The sequence below is a fragment of the Leptolyngbya sp. AS-A5 genome, from assembly GCF_039962495.1.
Taxonomy (GTDB): domain Bacteria; phylum Cyanobacteriota; class Cyanobacteriia; order Leptolyngbyales; family Leptolyngbyaceae; genus Leptolyngbya.
The window spans coordinates 1-15,892 of the sequence record NZ_JAMPLL010000055.1 but is presented as its reverse complement, the minus strand read 5'-3'; the positions used below and the strand labels follow the sequence as shown (position 1 = coordinate 15,892).

The following is a 15,892-nucleotide window of genomic DNA, read 5'->3' as shown; positions in this document are numbered from 1 at the left end:
TGCCCTTACTTGTATGCCCTTACTCTTATAAGAGTAAGGGCATACAAGTAAGGGCATAAGCAGGGATCGCCAAAAGTAAGTAAGGGCATCAGCAATTCTTATGTATAGGAATTTGCCCTTAGAAATGTTGTTTATGCCCTTAGAAATCTATGGATAGGAATTTGCCCTTAGTTCTCCAAAAGATGCCCTTAGAAATTTATGGTTAGTTCCTTCGATCCCTCGCTCAAAATTACGAACACTTTCCGACCATCGTTTTATTTTTTTGCGCCAATTCCCCGCACTGGGATCAGCGATCTCGCTCCAATCTGTTCGTAATGCCACACAAAAGCAGCGCGGTAGAGGGATGGTAGAGGGATGAATAGGGATGGTATAGGGATGGGTAGAGGGATGAAAACCTTACAGGCGAGGGAGTCTAGGGATTCTAGGGGTATCTCCCAATACTTCTATAAGCGTTATATGCATTTATCTTTATCTGTAGTGTGTTGTAATATGCTCTTTCTTCTTTCTTTCCTAAATATCATCTATCTATCCCTATCATCCCTAGAATCCCTCGCCTGTAAGAGTTTCAGTCTATCTCCCCATCCCTATCATCCCTCTACCTATCCCTATTCATCCCTCTCCCATCCCTCTACCGCACACTGAAACCAACACAATTGGGCAATGGATCGACTGCAAGAACGCGAAATCAGCGCGAGAAATTCACAGGCTTTGTAGTATGCAGCCTGTTCTAGAGAAAGGCTTGAATTGAGTGATCGCCTGAAACCCGTTTAATTTGCGCTATAGACCGCTTAAGTGTCTTTGCTGATAGATTCATCGTTTGAATTCTTAAAGCTATCCTATAGGTCATTTTCCGACCGTTCAGGCAATGAACGCTGCTTCTATCCCTCTGAACTTTGCAGCATTAAAAAAGCACCCTGTTCGAGTGCTTCATCCGCTCCAATTCCGCGATCTCATAAATCAAAAGCGACTCCCTAGCAGGAAGGCTAAGGAGTTGGGCTTGAGATCAAATCAGCTTCACTTTCATATAGCTTTCGGTCGCTGCAAGCGCGTCATGATGTAGAACCTTCGACATCACGTAATGTTGTGGCGTTTCGGCGGATGATTCAGCGTCATAGATTAATTGCATATGATAAGCGGCATGAAAATCGCGTGTGTCCTTGAATTGGCGGATACCAGGCAAAGATTTTTCATTCTCCTCAGATAATCCAGCTTTTGAAGCGTCTTTCATTGCTAAAACCGATTTAGGAGCGCGATTGCTGAATTCTTTCGAGTACCGAGCATTCACGCGCTCATGATCGATGCGGTAGTTTTTAGCTTTTGGGTTGTTACCGTCCAACCATTCGATCGCGCTTACCACTAGATGAGAGTCGATTAGTGGCAGAAGGATCACGCGCTCATCAATGCGGTTCAATGATTTAGTTTTAAGTAGACCAGTGAACGCTAAATGATCATTGTCTACCGCTTCCCATGTCGAATGGTCTCCTAATATCTCAGCCATCCGTCTACCTGTTGCAATGCCGATTGCATAACTTACAGCGATGTAGTTGTAATCGTCTGGAGTCGATAAAACCATTTCGGTAAATTCCATCACAGGTGCTTTACGGATGAATCGCAGATCTCCTTGAGAGTTTTTAACCTGCTCCGTATAGTTCTTTCTGTGCTGATTGTTTACGGGTACGGTGATACTTTTCAATTCGGTCTTGATTTTGGCAATTGCTGCTTGATAGTTCACAAAGCGATCATCACGCGAGATTGCTTTGAAGAGTCGATTCAAGCCTGTTTTAACAAGAGATTCATCTGTTGTGTAAGTCTCTCGTAAGCTCCCTTCAATTAGGTCTGAAATCTCTTTCGGTGTCAAATTCTTAGATAGTGCCAGAAAGACTAAATCAATTGTACGAACATCGATAACGCCATCGTCGATCATTGCATCTAGCGCAGTCGCTTTAGCTTTGCGCTCCGCTTCGATAAACTCGCTTAGACGCTCGATCAGGATGTTCTTAGGGCTACGCTTCCGATCTTCTGTAGTTTGCACAAGTGCGGTTGCTAATGCTCGGATCGCGTCAATCTTCCAGATGGGATTCTTTGCAACATCCAACATATTTAGACCCATTACAAAGTGAATCTTAGCCTTACGCGCTTCGATAGGATTCTCTTCTTTTTGCGGATCGATAATGAAGTTTGTTCCATCTGTCAGAAAGTAGCGGTTAGACATTTTAGAAGCCCTCTTTTGTTGCAGTTGCCCTTACTTCTATAGAATAGCACATCGGTTGCCGTTGTCAAGAAGTAAGGGCATTTATTTTTAGAGGGTGTTTACCTGAGAATCAAGCTCAAAATGGAATTCGCCGTACTCAAATTTACGGATCACTTTCTCGTTTGCATCATCCACATCCAACCATAGAACCGCTAGAAATCGCACTGGTTTTTCTAATGCTGATTCAAGCGCTTTAATCAAGTCGATTAGATTTGCTGTGTAATGCAAATAGTCTGATTCGTTTCTGACATCAAACACAAATCTTTGATACTCTTCCCACACGCTCCAAAAACCTCGATTCACGAATTCTTGCCAGTTTGGATCGAGTTTAGTCATGAAGCTTTCGCGTCTCTGTTCAACAATACTTTTCATTTTTCTCCTAACATTAATTGTCGAGTATTTTCTAACACTATCCAGAATCGTAGATCGATTCGGCATACCCCTACATAGTGCGATTCGGCAGAAATTCGGCAGAAATTCGGCAGTCTGAAACCCTTATAAAACTGTACTTTCGGATCGTTTCGCCGAAATCCGCCGAAATCCGCCGAATGATTCGGCAGGGATTCGGCAGACGTTTAAGCGCTATAAATTCACCGTAAAATTCTCCCCACAGTTTTTACATTTGCGGTACTGCTTAACAGGAACTCCATTGCTATCTTTGAAGGTTTTCCGCACGTTGTAAGACGAATGAGAACACGTTGAAGAATCAGAATCAGAAGACTTTAGAACATCCTTAGAAACCTCTGAAGCTTGATTCAATCGTGTCCAGTCGCAAGCGATAGAATCAGCATTGGGCAACTCAAAAAAGGTAGCTTTACCCTGAGTTACTACGAGACCGAATCGATAGGCATTCCAAGCGGTTAGAGGGTCTAAACCGTGTTCCTCATTTTGTTTGTCGCAGTAGTCAGAAAGCTTTTGATAGGTCTCTTTCAGTTTGGCGGATTGCATCTCTAGCGCGGGTGTTTTATCGATAGCTGTTACAATCGCAGTACCGAAATAGACAGCGTTGAAATTATCCAAATCAGCCCATTCAAACCCCTTCTTTCCAACTGAGGGAGATTGCCCAATAATTACGGCTCTCATTCCACAATGCCGCATACCTTTAGCTGTATTCAGAAACGCTTTATTGATGCTCGGATCGTCGCTTGCAACGATATCAATTTCGTCGAATACATCCAGTGTGAGCGGTGCTGAAATTTGATTTTCTAGACGATCATTGAACTCCTTAGCGAATATTTGAACCGCTTTTCTAGTAGCGTTCTTACCCTTGGAAGTCTTAGGAACTTGCCAATAGTCAGCACTAGAGCCATCCATCGGATCATGCAATCGCACCGCGCTAGGAGTCGATTGATTTGCTTCGACTGCCAGAAGCAGATTTACAAAAATACCTTTGCCCTCACCCGTTGAGCCCATAACGCGAGTCATCGGTTTTTTGAGCAGTTTAGCGGTCTTGCTTGCGAATTGTTCTGAAGGAATCCACAATTTATCAATCGTTGTCTTAGGTGCGATTTTCTCAGGTTTTCTCAAAACAAAGGATGCTTTGATTCGGTGCGGGTTTACTCTGTCGTATTCAAATTTCAAATCCTTGATCGTGCCACACAAGACAGAGAATTCATTCCCGCGCTCGTTCAAAGCGTCGATTGTAGCCTGACCCCTAGCGCGTCTGTCTCGCAGGGAGAAATAGACATCAAAGCCGCTATTGTCACCGTGGGGCACGATTTCAGAAGCATCTAAGCAAATGCGTTCTTCAGATTCCCATAGGGATTTGATCAGTCGATTCGGTCTAACGAAGTCCCCAATATCATCGAACAGGTGAGGTTTTTCGAGTTCCGAGATTTTCGCACTGGCTGCAAGTAGCATTCGATCCCGTGTGGATAATTCAGAATTGAATTCTTGCTCGACCTCCTGAAAACCTTGTCCGGTGAGATAGGCAAATTTGCTCTGAAGCTCTGCAAACTTAGAATCATCCTCAGTTCGCAAGGAGTTATATAACGTTGCCAACTGCTTAAACTCACCCATCTTCTGATCGTAAGTTTTCTGCAATTGGGCAATCGAATCTTTTAACTCTGAGGCTTCTTTGTCGGCTCGGAGTTTAGCGATTTCGTCGGCAGAATCAAACCGCGCTTTGTACTGTAGATTCTCGCGTTCAAGCTGTGCGATCTGGCTGTGTAGTTTGTCGTATTCTTGATTCTGTTCAGAAATCAATTGATCGAATTTCTGCACCCATTGTTGCTTTTGACCTTCAAAGCTTGCAGCTTCAGACCTCAATCTGTCGCACTCTGCTAGAGCGTTCTTAAGCTCAGTCGCACGTTGATCGAAAGCTTTCCGAACTTCATCGAATTTCGTCTGCAAATTTGCGTCAGAATTGAGCTTAGACCGCATTTCAGACAGTTTGGCCTCATAGTATTCCTGACGCTGCTTTAATCCTTGCTCTAGGCTTAATTCGGCGTTCCTCAGGGAAAGTTCCATCTGATGCAACGAAACCTTGAGCGCGTCTCTTTCTGCATAAACTTTCTGATCACCGCGCTTTCTAGTGACTTCGCGGTAGCCAATCGCTAAAGTGCAAGCCGTTAGAGTGCTGAATGTGGCGATCTGTGGATTCGGTTTGATCGTATTAGTTACGAGCGCTAGAACAGCACCAATCCCAATTCCGCCAAATGCGAGGGTTTCAGCTAATTGATCAACAAAATTGCGGGTTATCATTTCTTCAGTTCCTTTTGTGATGATTGGGGACTGGATCGGGGTCTATCTTTAGACCCCTTTCGATTTTTTGCTTAAGCTGCAATCGCTTGAACGTCTACCACTGGGAAGCGCGTATCGCGTTCAATCATCAGCTTTTCAGTTTCTCTATGTGCAATTTCGGCTTGAACTTGCAACCCTTGTAATTTGGCTTGGTAGCCTGATTGAAGGATTGGTAACTTATCGGTTTCAAAACCAAGCTTCAATTGCAACTGTGAAAGCTCCGTCTGAGAAATTGCGGTCTGAGTTTGAGCCTTTTGAAGCTTCACACCTTCATTGCGAATCTTCTCAAGTCCGGTCTGATACTTGATTAGAGTCTGTCCTAGCGTGGTAGCTTCTACCCCTGCCTGAACGATGTTGTTTACAAGCTTGATACCATCCTTCAAATTCTCGATCGTGTTCTGTTGCTCTCGATAAATTTGCGCGTGTTGCTCTCTAGCCTGATCGGTAGTTCTTGCAATGTTCTCACCTGGCGCGAACCCAGTTTCAGGCGATCCGATTGCTCCATCTGCTAACTGATCAAAGTTTGGTAGCTCTACATTGAAATTTTGCGGTAGTTGAAAAGCCATTGCGGTTTACCTCCTAAATGAATTCGATTCCGTACTGTGCAAGAAATTGATCGAGTTGAGCAGTATCGCGATTCTGTCGAAAAGCTTGATCGTTGCCTGTGCTGGTGAAAGGGATCACGTTGCTAGTATTGGAAGTCTCGATCGGCGGGATATCGTCGAAAATTCCACCGTGTGACCCTGGCTCATGCTGGATTGGAAAATCAACAGGCATTTCTGTAACGGGATTGTTTTTACGAGATCTAGGCATTGGTTATTTACTCCGAGTTTGCTTAGGTTGATCGATTGCGTTTGTATTGAACTGAAGTACACCAGTCGTAAACATGAGAGTGATGCAAGTGCCCATCGTTAGACCGATCCAAAACATTCTTGATTGATTCGTTCTATACATTTACTTGTGACCTCTAAAAGTTTGCTGCGATTGAGTTTGAGGCGTTGCGTAATACTTAACGGTTTGACATCCGACAATGAGAAAGAACAGGACAGCGAACGCTTTAAGGAAAGCAAGATCGATTGATTTGGAGACTGTTGAACGATTCATAAGAGATACCAGAGAATAACGATTGATAGAGTGATAGCGAACAGTTGAGGGAGCGTTAGAGGTCTATCGAATTGGGCAATCGGATCGACCTCTAACGCTGAATCGGTTACTTTCCCACCGGGTTTAGATTCTGGGAATGCTGCGCGATTTTTACGGCTGTTTGAGCGTCGTATCCTTGCTCGATCAGCATTTCGACTAGATCGCGATTCTTCTTTTTTGCCTCACACTGTTGGGCAAATTCGGCTAATTCTGCCAGTCGCTTTACTTCGTTTTTTGCTTCGATTTCGACTCTCAGACGCTCGATCAATTCGTCAACTTTTGAGAGATCCGTTTGCTTCACTTCAGTCTGAATCTGTAGCGGTGGAACATACGGAGCGGGTACGATTTCGCGTCTAACCGTCAACTGTGAACCGTTGCAAAGTTCAAGGGTTTCGATGATCTCACCGTCGATTGATTCGGTTTCTTGCTTTGCAGCAGGTTTCTTAGAGATGTAGCTTTCGAGCAGATCAGGCTCTAAAACTTCCCATACTTGACTGCTCACTTTGCGGGTGATGGCGAGATCTGGGTAGTCGGTTTGAGCGCGTCTGACGAGTCTAGTGAAGGTGCTATCTGATAGCGCGTGAGTGGTCTTGAAGTCTTTCGTAGTAATCATTTCAGCTTTTGTGATGATTGGACTGTGAGCGGTTGACTGGTCTCTGATGGGTCGGTTTGACTGGTCTCTGGGTAGTCAGTGACTCTTCAGTGATGGGTGTGTGACTGCTCACAAATTTAATATAGCACAATCTTTCATAACCATGAAAAAATCTTTCACAACCGTCTATTATCCTTTCACCGTGACGTTATAATCAGATCATGATTATGAGAAAATATGCTATGCGGATTGATTGTTTGATATGGCTCTAAAAGAACTGCGTATAGCTCACGTCCTGTTACCCGATGAAGATTGGGATCGCCTTATGCTTGCTTGTGATGAGCTTGGCTACAACAAATCGAGCATCCTGAAAAATGCTCTACAAGGTTATTTCAGGCGCAATCGTGATTTCTATATTTATGCGGGGATTAAAGATGCTGAGGCTAGAGGGATCTCCTCATCAGAACACTTTCAAATATTGAGGGACAAGTCAGAAGATGATCTGCCGTCTTACACTCGTTCGCTCGTTCTAGATAAGCAAGATCCTTTAACGCTGGAAAATATCATCGCAATCCCAAACGATAAGCAGTTCAGACGCGCTTACAACACGATCGAGATCTCTGCTTTTAATTTCGCACTGTTACGAGTTGGGCATATCGTTCACCGCGATAGTTACCCTCAGATGGTCGGTCGGATGGTTCGCTGGCATCTCCTAAAGAACTGGGCTGAAGCTTATCTGCCACAGATCGAACTAGACAAGAAAAACGATTACCAATAAGAAAGGAGAATCAAAAATGGTACAGGCACTACAGACAGAATTCACAGCCGAGAAAGTAAACAAGGCAGTCTCAGCAATTCTTGAAACTCTAGGAGAACCAGAAGCGGATTTACACAAGAATGCGCTAGAAGCTTTCCAGCGTGGTGATCATGCAACGGTGAAGCGATTAGCGTCTACCAACCTGACAGACAATTTCTGCAAATCTCTAGGCTATCTAGGGGGAGCGCTAAAGCTCACACCTAACACTGATACGATTCTGGCTGAATCCGCTCGCGCTGCTTGCGAACATCTCAAGGAAAAGCATTTGGTAAAACTTGGGATCGAACTTGGGAACGCTTTAATGTAACGACTGAAGCGCAAATTTATCTCTAAAACGCAAAAAGCAGGGAATATGAACCCCCTGCTTTTTTATTTTCATTGCCTTTGGATGGGTTACCAATCCACCAGAGACACTTCCTACAAGTACAATCCAGATCTATAAGGATTTCTGTATTGCACACACTTTAACATAGGCTTGTGTTTTTGTTTAGGTTTCGTTTTCCGAAATATATCGGAACTTTTCAAGCTTTTGGAAGACGGAACATATTTTCTTTTGTCTTATTGAAATACTGACAATTCCGAAAGCTTTCGGATGCACTTATCCAGATCCTATACCTATAAGTTTTCTTTATCACCCTTGTACAAGGGGGATCTGTTTTATGAGAAAGATCTCTTTTCCCATTCTCACTTTAATGAAATAAGGTTACACTAACCGCATAGTTGAAACACTAATAGGTCTTACCAACCTAGCAGTATCAACTTATGGATGGGTGGAGACATTTCTTACAAGTACAATCCAGATCTAAAACTAATGAGTACTTGTGAGAAACCTCCACTTCGACTCTCACTAAATAACGGAGACCCGAATGGAGATCTATTTTCGCTTGAAGCTCAATCGAGCTTGCTTGTCTGTTTTGCTGTCGGCTTTTCTGGCGTTACTCTCAGGAGCACACACAGGAAAGCCGCCACATAATGTGGAAGGTGACTGTCAGAAACCTGCGATCGCAGATGTTCAGAAGGCTGGAGGGCTTACCAATCTTCCACAAACTGACACGACTGTGCAGCAATAGTAACTATTGCTAGTTACTCGAAAGGAGTCGATCTCATTCAGATCGGCTCTTTTCTGATGTGCCTAGAATAGAAGTATGTATGCTATGCAGTGTGATGAGTGAAGAATTGCTATTAGACAAATTAACCGTAAAACAGCGAGCGTTTGCAGAGGCTTATACAAGCAATGGAGGTAATGCTACACGCGCTTATTATCAGGCTGGTTTTGTGGCACGATCTGAAAGTGTAGCCAGTACCGAAAGCTCTAATTTTCTGAGAAAACCTGAGATTCAGAACTATATTAGACACCTGCAAGCCAACGTAAGCAAGCGTTTCGACATTAGCGCGGATCGTTTGGTGCAAGAGTTAGCGGCGATCGCTTTTGCTGATCCTAAGCAGATGTTTAATGATGACGGTGAACTATTGCCCATTAGTGAGATACCCGATCATTGTCTCGGAGCGCTGGCAGAAATTAACGTAGAAACAGTTACGGATAGGCGCGGGAATGTCACTATCAAACGTAAGGGCAAACTAGCAGATCGACAACGAGCGCTTGAAGGTCTAATGAAAGTCACAGGCTTATCGAGTGAACTAAACCTAGCGCTCAACACATTGAGCAAATACGGCGTTCATTTGAAGCAAGATTCTGCCACAGGTGAATGGAGGGTTGAGAATGGCTGAACTTGATCGAGTGATTGCACTCATTAGTCTGAAGCATGAGCAGATCGCTAGAGATCAAGCGGTAGATAGTCTCACAAAATTATTTAACTGCGATCGCGCAGATGTTGAACGGCTGATCATTCAGGTGCATCCAGCTAATCAGAATCAGAGCAAGAAATCTAGAAACGATTTCGTCTTTAACGATTAAATTTTCCCATAGCTGTATAATTCGCCTTGTCCACCGGATTCCACCGGATTCCACCGAACAGCTAGAGCGATCCTATGGAAATTTCAATCGCGGCAGACGATAGAACTCCTGTGTCTGAACTCCCTAAGCGTTATGGAATAGGCAGAACGCAATTATACGAGCGACGATTAACCGCAATGGCTGAGGCTGGATTGGGTGAACCTGTGCGGATTCAGAATAAGTCTTTCGTCAGTTCCGAGCAGTTGAGATTTTTAGATAGCCTGCATGAATGGGTGCAACAGAACGGCAGCGACGTAGATCGGTTTCTATCCGAGCGCTACGGTACTAAATCCAATGATGGGCAATCTCTAGCGACTACTGACACAACACAGGCGGAATCTAAAGAATCAATGCTTCTAGGGTTATTGTCCGCAATCGTTCAACGGAATCCAGCGAACACGCTTACAAATTTCGATGAACTCGAAAAAGCAGCGATGAACCGATGGAGATTGCCCACAAATAAATTGGCAGCATTGCTAGAGTTGCACACTATAAAAGGTGACTCGATCGAGCGCTACGGGTTTCGATGCACTCGAATGCAATCTAAAGGTAAGCAGTCTGAATGGTTGATTGAAAAGCTCGATTAGATCACTGCATTTATACAAATCTGCTAATAGAAACACCTAAATAATCCACAAAAATGAAAATGCTAGACTGTAAGTACAGATCAGCATTTCCTAATGTCAAAATCAGAGCGCGTTAACTTACGAATGACCCCTACAGAAAAAGCTGAGGCAGTTGCTAAAGCTCGATCTAGGGGTCTCAATTTGAGCGCGTATATTTTGATTTTGATATCAGAGTCTAGTCAGCAAAAAGGGGATCGCGTTGAATCCCCCTAGTCTTTACTTCTGCCAATTGTCTATCGATCCACTAATTAATGATGACACAAAACAACAAAGATGATCTCCTAGAAGATTTCGGTTTATGGGTTTTTCACAAAGTGAAAGATGAGCCTATCGAAATCACATTTTTCAATCAGCATAAGATGATGGGTGCTGATATGCCAGACCGCTATTGCTTGCAGTTAGTTGTTTCAAGTTTTGCGTGTTCACCTGTGATCGGCTTAGATCTAAAACCCCGAATGTTGACTATCGAAGTTCACCCATCGCAAAAAGAAGCTTTGCTGGATGCAGTTGAAGACAATAGACCTCTGATCTTACGGGCTTTCCCAGATCTTCTGTACACAGATCAATTGGGCAATCCTGTACAACCGATGAGCTTTATTAACGGGCTTAAGAAATCAGTTGCTCAGTCGAAAGGTTTCGGCAACACACCCCCTAAGCAAATGATGAAGCGACAGAAACGCGTCAACCAGTGGAAGAAGTCTAAGCAGGTGAACCGATGAACCCTATTAAAAAGTTATTCAATCAAGAGGCATTTGATCCAATGGATTTCGACAAATATCAATCTGTACTCTCGGAGAAAACCCGCGCTCTGATGACGCTGGATGCTCAAAAGCGTGAGCTTGAATCAAAAGAGAATCGTAAGCAGCAATTGATCGCTGCTATCGGTGAAGCTAGTGCCCAAGTTGATCAGACTGATTCCGACGCTGAAAAGCTGAAAGGTGATATTGCAGCAATGCAGCGAGAACTTAACAATCTAGAAGCGTCATTGTCGAAAGAGCAGAAAGTCGTTTACGCGCAAGCGCAGAAGATTCTAAACAATCGGATCGAACTGGCTAAGAAGTTCAACGCTCTGATCGATGAAGTTCACGAAATTTGGCGCGAACTGGGGGCAGAGATTGATCAAAATGAAGCGCTAGTTCTTCGCACTGCGTTCGATGTGTCGAGACCCGTCGATTTAGGTCAAACCTTCGATTTCAACTTTAACGATCTGCCGTTGTTCTGCAAATATCCGAATTCTAATCAGGTACAGGCTACAACACGCTACCAGGGAAGCGATCACGCTCTCTAAAGCAAACCTCCTAAGTTTGAACTAAAGAAAAGCCTCTAGGGTACACACTCTAGGGGCTTTGATTTATACAAAATTGACAAATAAGAGTGTGATCCGTAATTCCCACGTCGAAATGGTTTCGCGTTTTCCACTGATCAAATTCATACAATATCGAGTATGCTACAGTAAATTGGTGGTACAAAATTATGCCGCGCGCAAAGGAAAAAGAGAAAATGATCCGCAGAAGCTATACGTTTCCCGAATCAGTTGTTAAAGAGTTAGAAGAAGTTGCAGAGGCGGAATTCGACTGTAACAACTCATTCGCACTGAGAACGGCGATCCGAGAGTTGTACAAGTCTTACAAGAGACGAAAACAGAGAGAAGCGTCTGAGACCGCGATCAACGCTTAGAAATGGAAAAACCCGCAAGATGTTTGCACCATCTTAAGCGGGTTCAACGTAACAAATTTAGTTGTAGGACAATTCTAGTGGATTTATACAGATCTGACAACTCTCTAGAAGAGTTAGTGGCTATTGGATCTCAAACGCTACCCTTTCATGATAGCGATATTGAGAACGCTAACGAATCAAATTTGGGACAAGCAAACGAACGAATTTCGACAGATAAAGCAACAGAAATCTACTCAAGAAATCCGGGCGTTCAAGCGACGATCGAAAAACTTCTTTCTCTCGGATTACCGCCGATCCCAGTTGCACCTGAAACCGGTTTTGTATGTGGCAAAGCACCTAGCTACATTAGCAAGTCAGGAAAAACCAAGCTACTCAAACACAGCGAATTTCATGAAGCCAGATTGCCCAATAGGGGGGAGTTGAGTGAGTGGTTCGCTGATCCGCGTGTCGGAGTTGGCACTTTTGGTAATTGGTCTGATATCGTTTGGATCGACTTTGATCGCAAGAATTACCAGACTCAGGAAGATTGCGACTCTGATCTAAACCAACTTCTAGATCGCATTCCTGATACTTGGATCGAGCGGTCGGGGGCTGGTGGCTATCACGTTGCAGTTAAATGCAAAGCTGCATCTAGATCCTTTAATTTTGCAATATCTGAGAATGGTGCTTTTGTTGGCGAGATTCTTCATAAAGGGAAGTTTTGCGTATTAGCTCCAACGATTCACCCTAACGGAAAACCCTACGAGCGCTTAAGCTTCTGCCAACCTTGTGAAGTCGAGAGCCTTGAATCTATCGGCATTTTTCCAGTAAAAACTGGTTACAAGCCAACTCAGACCGAACAGGGTACTAAACCTATCCAACCTGCTAAAGTTCAAGCTTCTGATTTTGACAATGTAGCTATTGATCTGATTCCGATACTAGCTAGGGAACATCAAGACATTTTCACTAATGGAGTCTCTGAGGGTAATCGTAATAAATCAGCCTACAAACTTGCTTGCGATTTAGCAGGTGTTAACAGATGGGTAATTCGTGATGGTTATAGCGTAGAGCGTTCACCGCGCTCATTGTGGGATGAAGCTTTAACGCGATTCAATCCACCTCTAGACACTTCTGAAGCTGAAATCATTTGGCAGTCAATGGAGAAACGTAGCGACTACGATCCAGTTGCTAAGGACGATTTTAAGGATCGCTTGAAATTCCAGCTAAACAAGAAGGCTAAGATTCCCTCGATCCGACCTAAGAAAGCACCTGCAACAGTTCAGAAGCAATCAACCTCTGAAGCCGTACCGCATTGGATTTTAAGCGCTCGATCTGGCGAGGGTTTACCGTTAGTTGAGAAGATTTCTAAAACTGAAGGCACTACCTATTTACTTCCGAGTCATGCCGTTGCAGTCCAATACACACTAGAACGGTACAAAAACAAGGTCGGAACAAATGGGCATTCTCTGTACTGGTTGAATGAATCGAAGGGCATTTTTGAGCGTGTATCAATCAGTAAAATTGATCCGAACTGCAAAGCCAGATTGACCGACAAGCTTACATCGGTTCTAGAACAGGCTCATCCTCAAACTGCAATCCCTCTTGTTTCCCAGAACTGGATGAAAGGCTTTCGAGATCTATTTATCTCGCTCTGTGAGCCGATTACGTTCTACACAGGTAAACAATACTTCCCTTGTAAGAATGGCGTTTTAGATGTCTATAGTAAGACGCTGCATACTTACCAGACGATGACAGACAAGGGGATCTTTTTTGATTGGCAATCGTGCGCTGATTATGATCCGGCTGCAAAGTGCCCATCTATGATGCAATGGTTAACTGAAACCTTGTCTGATGCTGATAATAGAAAGCTGAGAGCTTGCGCCTATGCAACTCTATTGGGTCTCAACTACTTAAAGATCCTTGTCGAATTAGTTGGAGAGCGTGACACAGGAAAGTCAGTTTTTCAGCGTGTGATGATTGCTCTCGTTAGTCCTGAAAAGCACAAAGCCTTAGAAATGCGTAAGGTAAACGAGAATAATTTTACGCTTTCAAACTTGCTAGGCAAGAAGATTGCAACCATCCCAGATACTAAAGGTTTTGTGGGCAGTCCTGACACATTGAAGCGTTTATCAGGACTAGACACGATCGACGCTGAAGGGAAAAACAAAGATGCTTTTGATATGGTATTCCCTGGCATCATTTGGATCGCTGGAAACGATTTGATTAAGACGGCAGATGATGATGACGCTTTCCAATCCCGTCGAATTGTCCTTAGATTCCCTAATACAGTCCCACAGGAGAAACAAAAGCCGTTACTAGAGTTCGACTATGGGAGCGGTAATCTTTCGGGTGTTTTTGCTTCTGAGCTTTCAGGGATTCTAAATTGGATCATTAATTTAGGCGAAAATGAAGCAATCGACATCATTAAAGGTACTAAATCAGACAAAACGCAATACACGCAGACATTGTTAGAAACCAACACGATAGCGCAATGGCTCGATCAGAATTGTCTAATCGGTTTCGATGAATCTTGCGTGACTGAGATTGGCGTTAAGGGTGCTAATTCTACGAAATACCTTTACGCAAATTATCTACAATACTGCGAGGAAAACGGACATAAACACCCTGTAGCGATTCAGAAGTTTAAGTCTCAAGTCTTAGACATTTGCAATAAAACTCAGGACTTAGTGAGAATCAAAGCTGCAAATCCTAAATCTCACGGTACGCGCTCAGTCCTTGTAGGTTTATCGCTGATTCAGCGTAACGACAAGGGCGATCCAGATGTCGATCAGTTAATGGTGTCTTATCATCCACTTACTGGTAAACCTGCTGACCAAGATGTAAATCGATTCAGACAAATGGAACTTGCAGCACTTTGGATTGACGGGTTAAAGCAAGTTGAATCGGTAGAACAGACAGCAGAGAAGCTAGAGATCCTATACGATCACTATCCTCTGAGTGATGAAGGTACGCGCTTAATGAAGCTGAAATTAACGAGCAAACAAAAGCAGCTTTGCAAATCAGCATTCGAGACCGATGAGAGTTTACGAATCCTTCGAGACGCTGTGAAAACTCTGAACGTCTAAATCATCGGAACACAATCGCAGATCTCAAGCCCAACTCCTTAGCCTTCCTGCTAGGGAGTCGCTTTTGATTTATGAGATCGCGGAATTGGAGCGGATGAAGCACTCGAACAGGGTGCTTTTTTAATGCTGCAAAGTTCAGAGGGATAGAAGCAGCGTTCATTGCCTGAACGGTCGGAAAATGACCTATAGGATAGCTTTAAGAATTCAAACGATGAATCTATCAGCAAAGACACTTAAGCGGTCTATAGCGCAAATTAAACGGGTTTCAGGCGATCACTCAATTCAAGCCTTTCTCTAGAACAGGCTGCATACTACAAAGCCTGTGAATTTCTCGCGCTGATTTCGCGTTCTTGCAGTCGATCCATTGCCCAATTGTGTTGGTTTCAGTGTGCGGTAGAGGGATGGGAGAGGGATGAATAGGGATAGGTAGAGGGATGATAGGGATGGGGAGATAGACTGAAACTCTTACAGGCGAGGGATTCTAGGGATGATAGGGATAGATAGATGATATTTAGGAAAGAAAGAAGAAAGAGCATATTACAACACACTACAGATAAAGATAAATGCATATAACGCTTATAGAAGTATTGGGAGATACCCCTAGAATCCCTAGACTCCCTCGCCTGTAAGGTTTTCATCCCTCTACCCATCCCTATACCATCCCTATTCATCCCTCTACCATCCCTCTACCGCGCTGCTTTTGTGTGGCATTACGAACAGATTGGAGCGAGATCGCTGATCCCAGTGCGGGGAATTGGCGCAAAAAAATAAAACGATGGTCGGAAAGTGTTCGTAATTTTGAGCGAGGGATCGAAGGAACTAACCATAAATTTCTAAGGGCATCTTTTGGAGAACTAAGGGCAAATTCCTATCCATAGATTTCTAAGGGCATAAACAACATTTCTAAGGGCAAATTCCTATACATAAGAATTGCTGATGCCCTTACTTACTTTTGGCGATCCCTGCTTATGCCCTTACTTGTATGCCCTTACTCTTATAAGAGTAAGGGCATACAAGTAAGGGCA

15 protein-coding genes are annotated in these 15,892 nt (G+C 43.7%); 9 read left to right on the top strand and 6 right to left on the bottom strand.

All coding sequences use genetic code 11. The annotated features are described in order from the left end of the window. Positions 1-1,003: 1,003 nt before the first annotated feature. From NC980_RS25140 to NC980_RS25115, 6 genes are all read right to left on the bottom strand, one after another. Positions 1,004-2,212, bottom strand: coding sequence for a protelomerase family protein (locus NC980_RS25140; RefSeq protein ID WP_190380012.1), 1,209 nt, complete (start codon positions 2,210-2,212; stop codon positions 1,004-1,006). A gap of 87 nt (positions 2,213-2,299) precedes the next feature. After that, entirely contained in the window at positions 2,300-2,623 is a 324-nt protein-coding gene (locus tag NC980_RS25135; RefSeq protein ID WP_190380011.1) for a hypothetical protein, read from the bottom strand. A gap of 210 nt (positions 2,624-2,833) precedes the next feature. After that, positions 2,834-4,954, bottom strand: a complete 2,121-nt coding sequence (locus tag NC980_RS25130; protein WP_190380010.1) for a hypothetical protein — start codon at positions 4,952-4,954, stop codon at positions 2,834-2,836. A 71-nt stretch (positions 4,955-5,025) separates the two neighbouring features. Further along, positions 5,026-5,559, bottom strand: a complete 534-nt coding sequence (locus NC980_RS25125; protein WP_131603970.1) for a hypothetical protein — start codon at positions 5,557-5,559, stop codon at positions 5,026-5,028. Positions 5,560-5,572: 13 nt separating this feature from the next. Continuing rightward, a complete protein-coding gene (locus NC980_RS25120) occupies positions 5,573-5,806 on the bottom strand; it encodes a hypothetical protein (protein ID WP_190380009.1) in 234 nt (77 codons plus the stop codon). 397 nt (positions 5,807-6,203) lie between these two features. Then, positions 6,204-6,749 (bottom strand): hypothetical protein, encoded by a 546-nt coding sequence (locus tag NC980_RS25115; protein WP_190380008.1) that lies wholly within the window; start codon positions 6,747-6,749, stop codon positions 6,204-6,206. 241 nt (positions 6,750-6,990) lie between these two features. Here NC980_RS25115 and NC980_RS25110 point away from each other — a divergent pair, with 241 nt between their 5' ends. The 9 genes from NC980_RS25110 (at position 6,991) to NC980_RS25070 (ending at position 14,867) form a co-directional block, all read left to right on the top strand. Further along, complete coding sequence (locus NC980_RS25110; RefSeq protein ID WP_190380007.1) at positions 6,991-7,506, top strand: hypothetical protein; 516 nt, start codon at positions 6,991-6,993, stop codon at positions 7,504-7,506. 16 nt (positions 7,507-7,522) lie between these two features. Beyond that, positions 7,523-7,852, top strand: coding sequence for a hypothetical protein (locus NC980_RS25105; RefSeq protein ID WP_190380006.1), 330 nt, complete (start codon positions 7,523-7,525; stop codon positions 7,850-7,852). A gap of 559 nt (positions 7,853-8,411) precedes the next feature. Beyond that, positions 8,412-8,615, top strand: a complete 204-nt coding sequence (locus NC980_RS25100; RefSeq protein ID WP_190380005.1) for a hypothetical protein — start codon at positions 8,412-8,414, stop codon at positions 8,613-8,615. A gap of 79 nt (positions 8,616-8,694) precedes the next feature. Beyond that, positions 8,695-9,273, top strand: a complete 579-nt coding sequence (locus tag NC980_RS25095) for a terminase small subunit (RefSeq protein ID WP_348254080.1) — start codon at positions 8,695-8,697, stop codon at positions 9,271-9,273. Beyond that, complete coding sequence (locus NC980_RS25090; protein WP_131604047.1) at positions 9,266-9,460, top strand: hypothetical protein; 195 nt, start codon at positions 9,266-9,268, stop codon at positions 9,458-9,460. The genes NC980_RS25095 and NC980_RS25090 overlap by 8 nt, the downstream gene beginning before the upstream one ends. A gap of 74 nt (positions 9,461-9,534) precedes the next feature. Further along, entirely contained in the window at positions 9,535-10,086 is a 552-nt protein-coding gene (locus tag NC980_RS25085) for a hypothetical protein (protein ID WP_190380003.1), read from the top strand. Positions 10,087-10,376: 290 nt separating this feature from the next. After that, on the top strand, positions 10,377-10,844 hold the full coding sequence (locus NC980_RS25080; protein WP_190380002.1) for a hypothetical protein: 468 nt from the start codon (positions 10,377-10,379) through the stop codon (positions 10,842-10,844). Then, positions 10,841-11,413 (top strand): hypothetical protein, encoded by a 573-nt coding sequence (locus NC980_RS25075; protein ID WP_190380001.1) that lies wholly within the window; start codon positions 10,841-10,843, stop codon positions 11,411-11,413. The genes NC980_RS25080 and NC980_RS25075 overlap by 4 nt, the downstream gene beginning before the upstream one ends. A 505-nt stretch (positions 11,414-11,918) precedes the next feature. Further along, entirely contained in the window at positions 11,919-14,867 is a 2,949-nt protein-coding gene (locus NC980_RS25070) for a DUF5906 domain-containing protein (RefSeq protein ID WP_190380000.1), read from the top strand. Positions 14,868-15,892: the final 1,025 nt, after the last annotated feature.

Coding starts and splice junctions, on each gene's coding strand:
- NC980_RS25140 (WP_190380012.1), bottom strand. CDS start 2,212: ATGTCTAACCGCTACTTTCTGACAGATGGAACAAACTTCATTATCGAT.
- NC980_RS25135 (WP_190380011.1), bottom strand. CDS start 2,623: ATGAAAAGTATTGTTGAACAGAGACGCGAAAGCTTCATGACTAAACTC.
- NC980_RS25130 (WP_190380010.1), bottom strand. CDS start 4,954: ATGATAACCCGCAATTTTGTTGATCAATTAGCTGAAACCCTCGCATTT.
- NC980_RS25125 (WP_131603970.1), bottom strand. CDS start 5,559: ATGGCTTTTCAACTACCGCAAAATTTCAATGTAGAGCTACCAAACTTT.
- NC980_RS25120 (WP_190380009.1), bottom strand. CDS start 5,806: ATGCCTAGATCTCGTAAAAACAATCCCGTTACAGAAATGCCTGTTGAT.
- NC980_RS25115 (WP_190380008.1), bottom strand. CDS start 6,749: ATGATTACTACGAAAGACTTCAAGACCACTCACGCGCTATCAGATAGC.
- NC980_RS25110 (WP_190380007.1), top strand. CDS start 6,991: ATGGCTCTAAAAGAACTGCGTATAGCTCACGTCCTGTTACCCGATGAA.
- NC980_RS25105 (WP_190380006.1), top strand. CDS start 7,523: ATGGTACAGGCACTACAGACAGAATTCACAGCCGAGAAAGTAAACAAG.
- NC980_RS25100 (WP_190380005.1), top strand. CDS start 8,412: ATGGAGATCTATTTTCGCTTGAAGCTCAATCGAGCTTGCTTGTCTGTT.
- NC980_RS25095 (WP_348254080.1), top strand. CDS start 8,695: ATGCTATGCAGTGTGATGAGTGAAGAATTGCTATTAGACAAATTAACC.
- NC980_RS25090 (WP_131604047.1), top strand. CDS start 9,266: ATGGCTGAACTTGATCGAGTGATTGCACTCATTAGTCTGAAGCATGAG.
- NC980_RS25085 (WP_190380003.1), top strand. CDS start 9,535: ATGGAAATTTCAATCGCGGCAGACGATAGAACTCCTGTGTCTGAACTC.
- NC980_RS25080 (WP_190380002.1), top strand. CDS start 10,377: ATGATGACACAAAACAACAAAGATGATCTCCTAGAAGATTTCGGTTTA.
- NC980_RS25075 (WP_190380001.1), top strand. CDS start 10,841: ATGAACCCTATTAAAAAGTTATTCAATCAAGAGGCATTTGATCCAATG.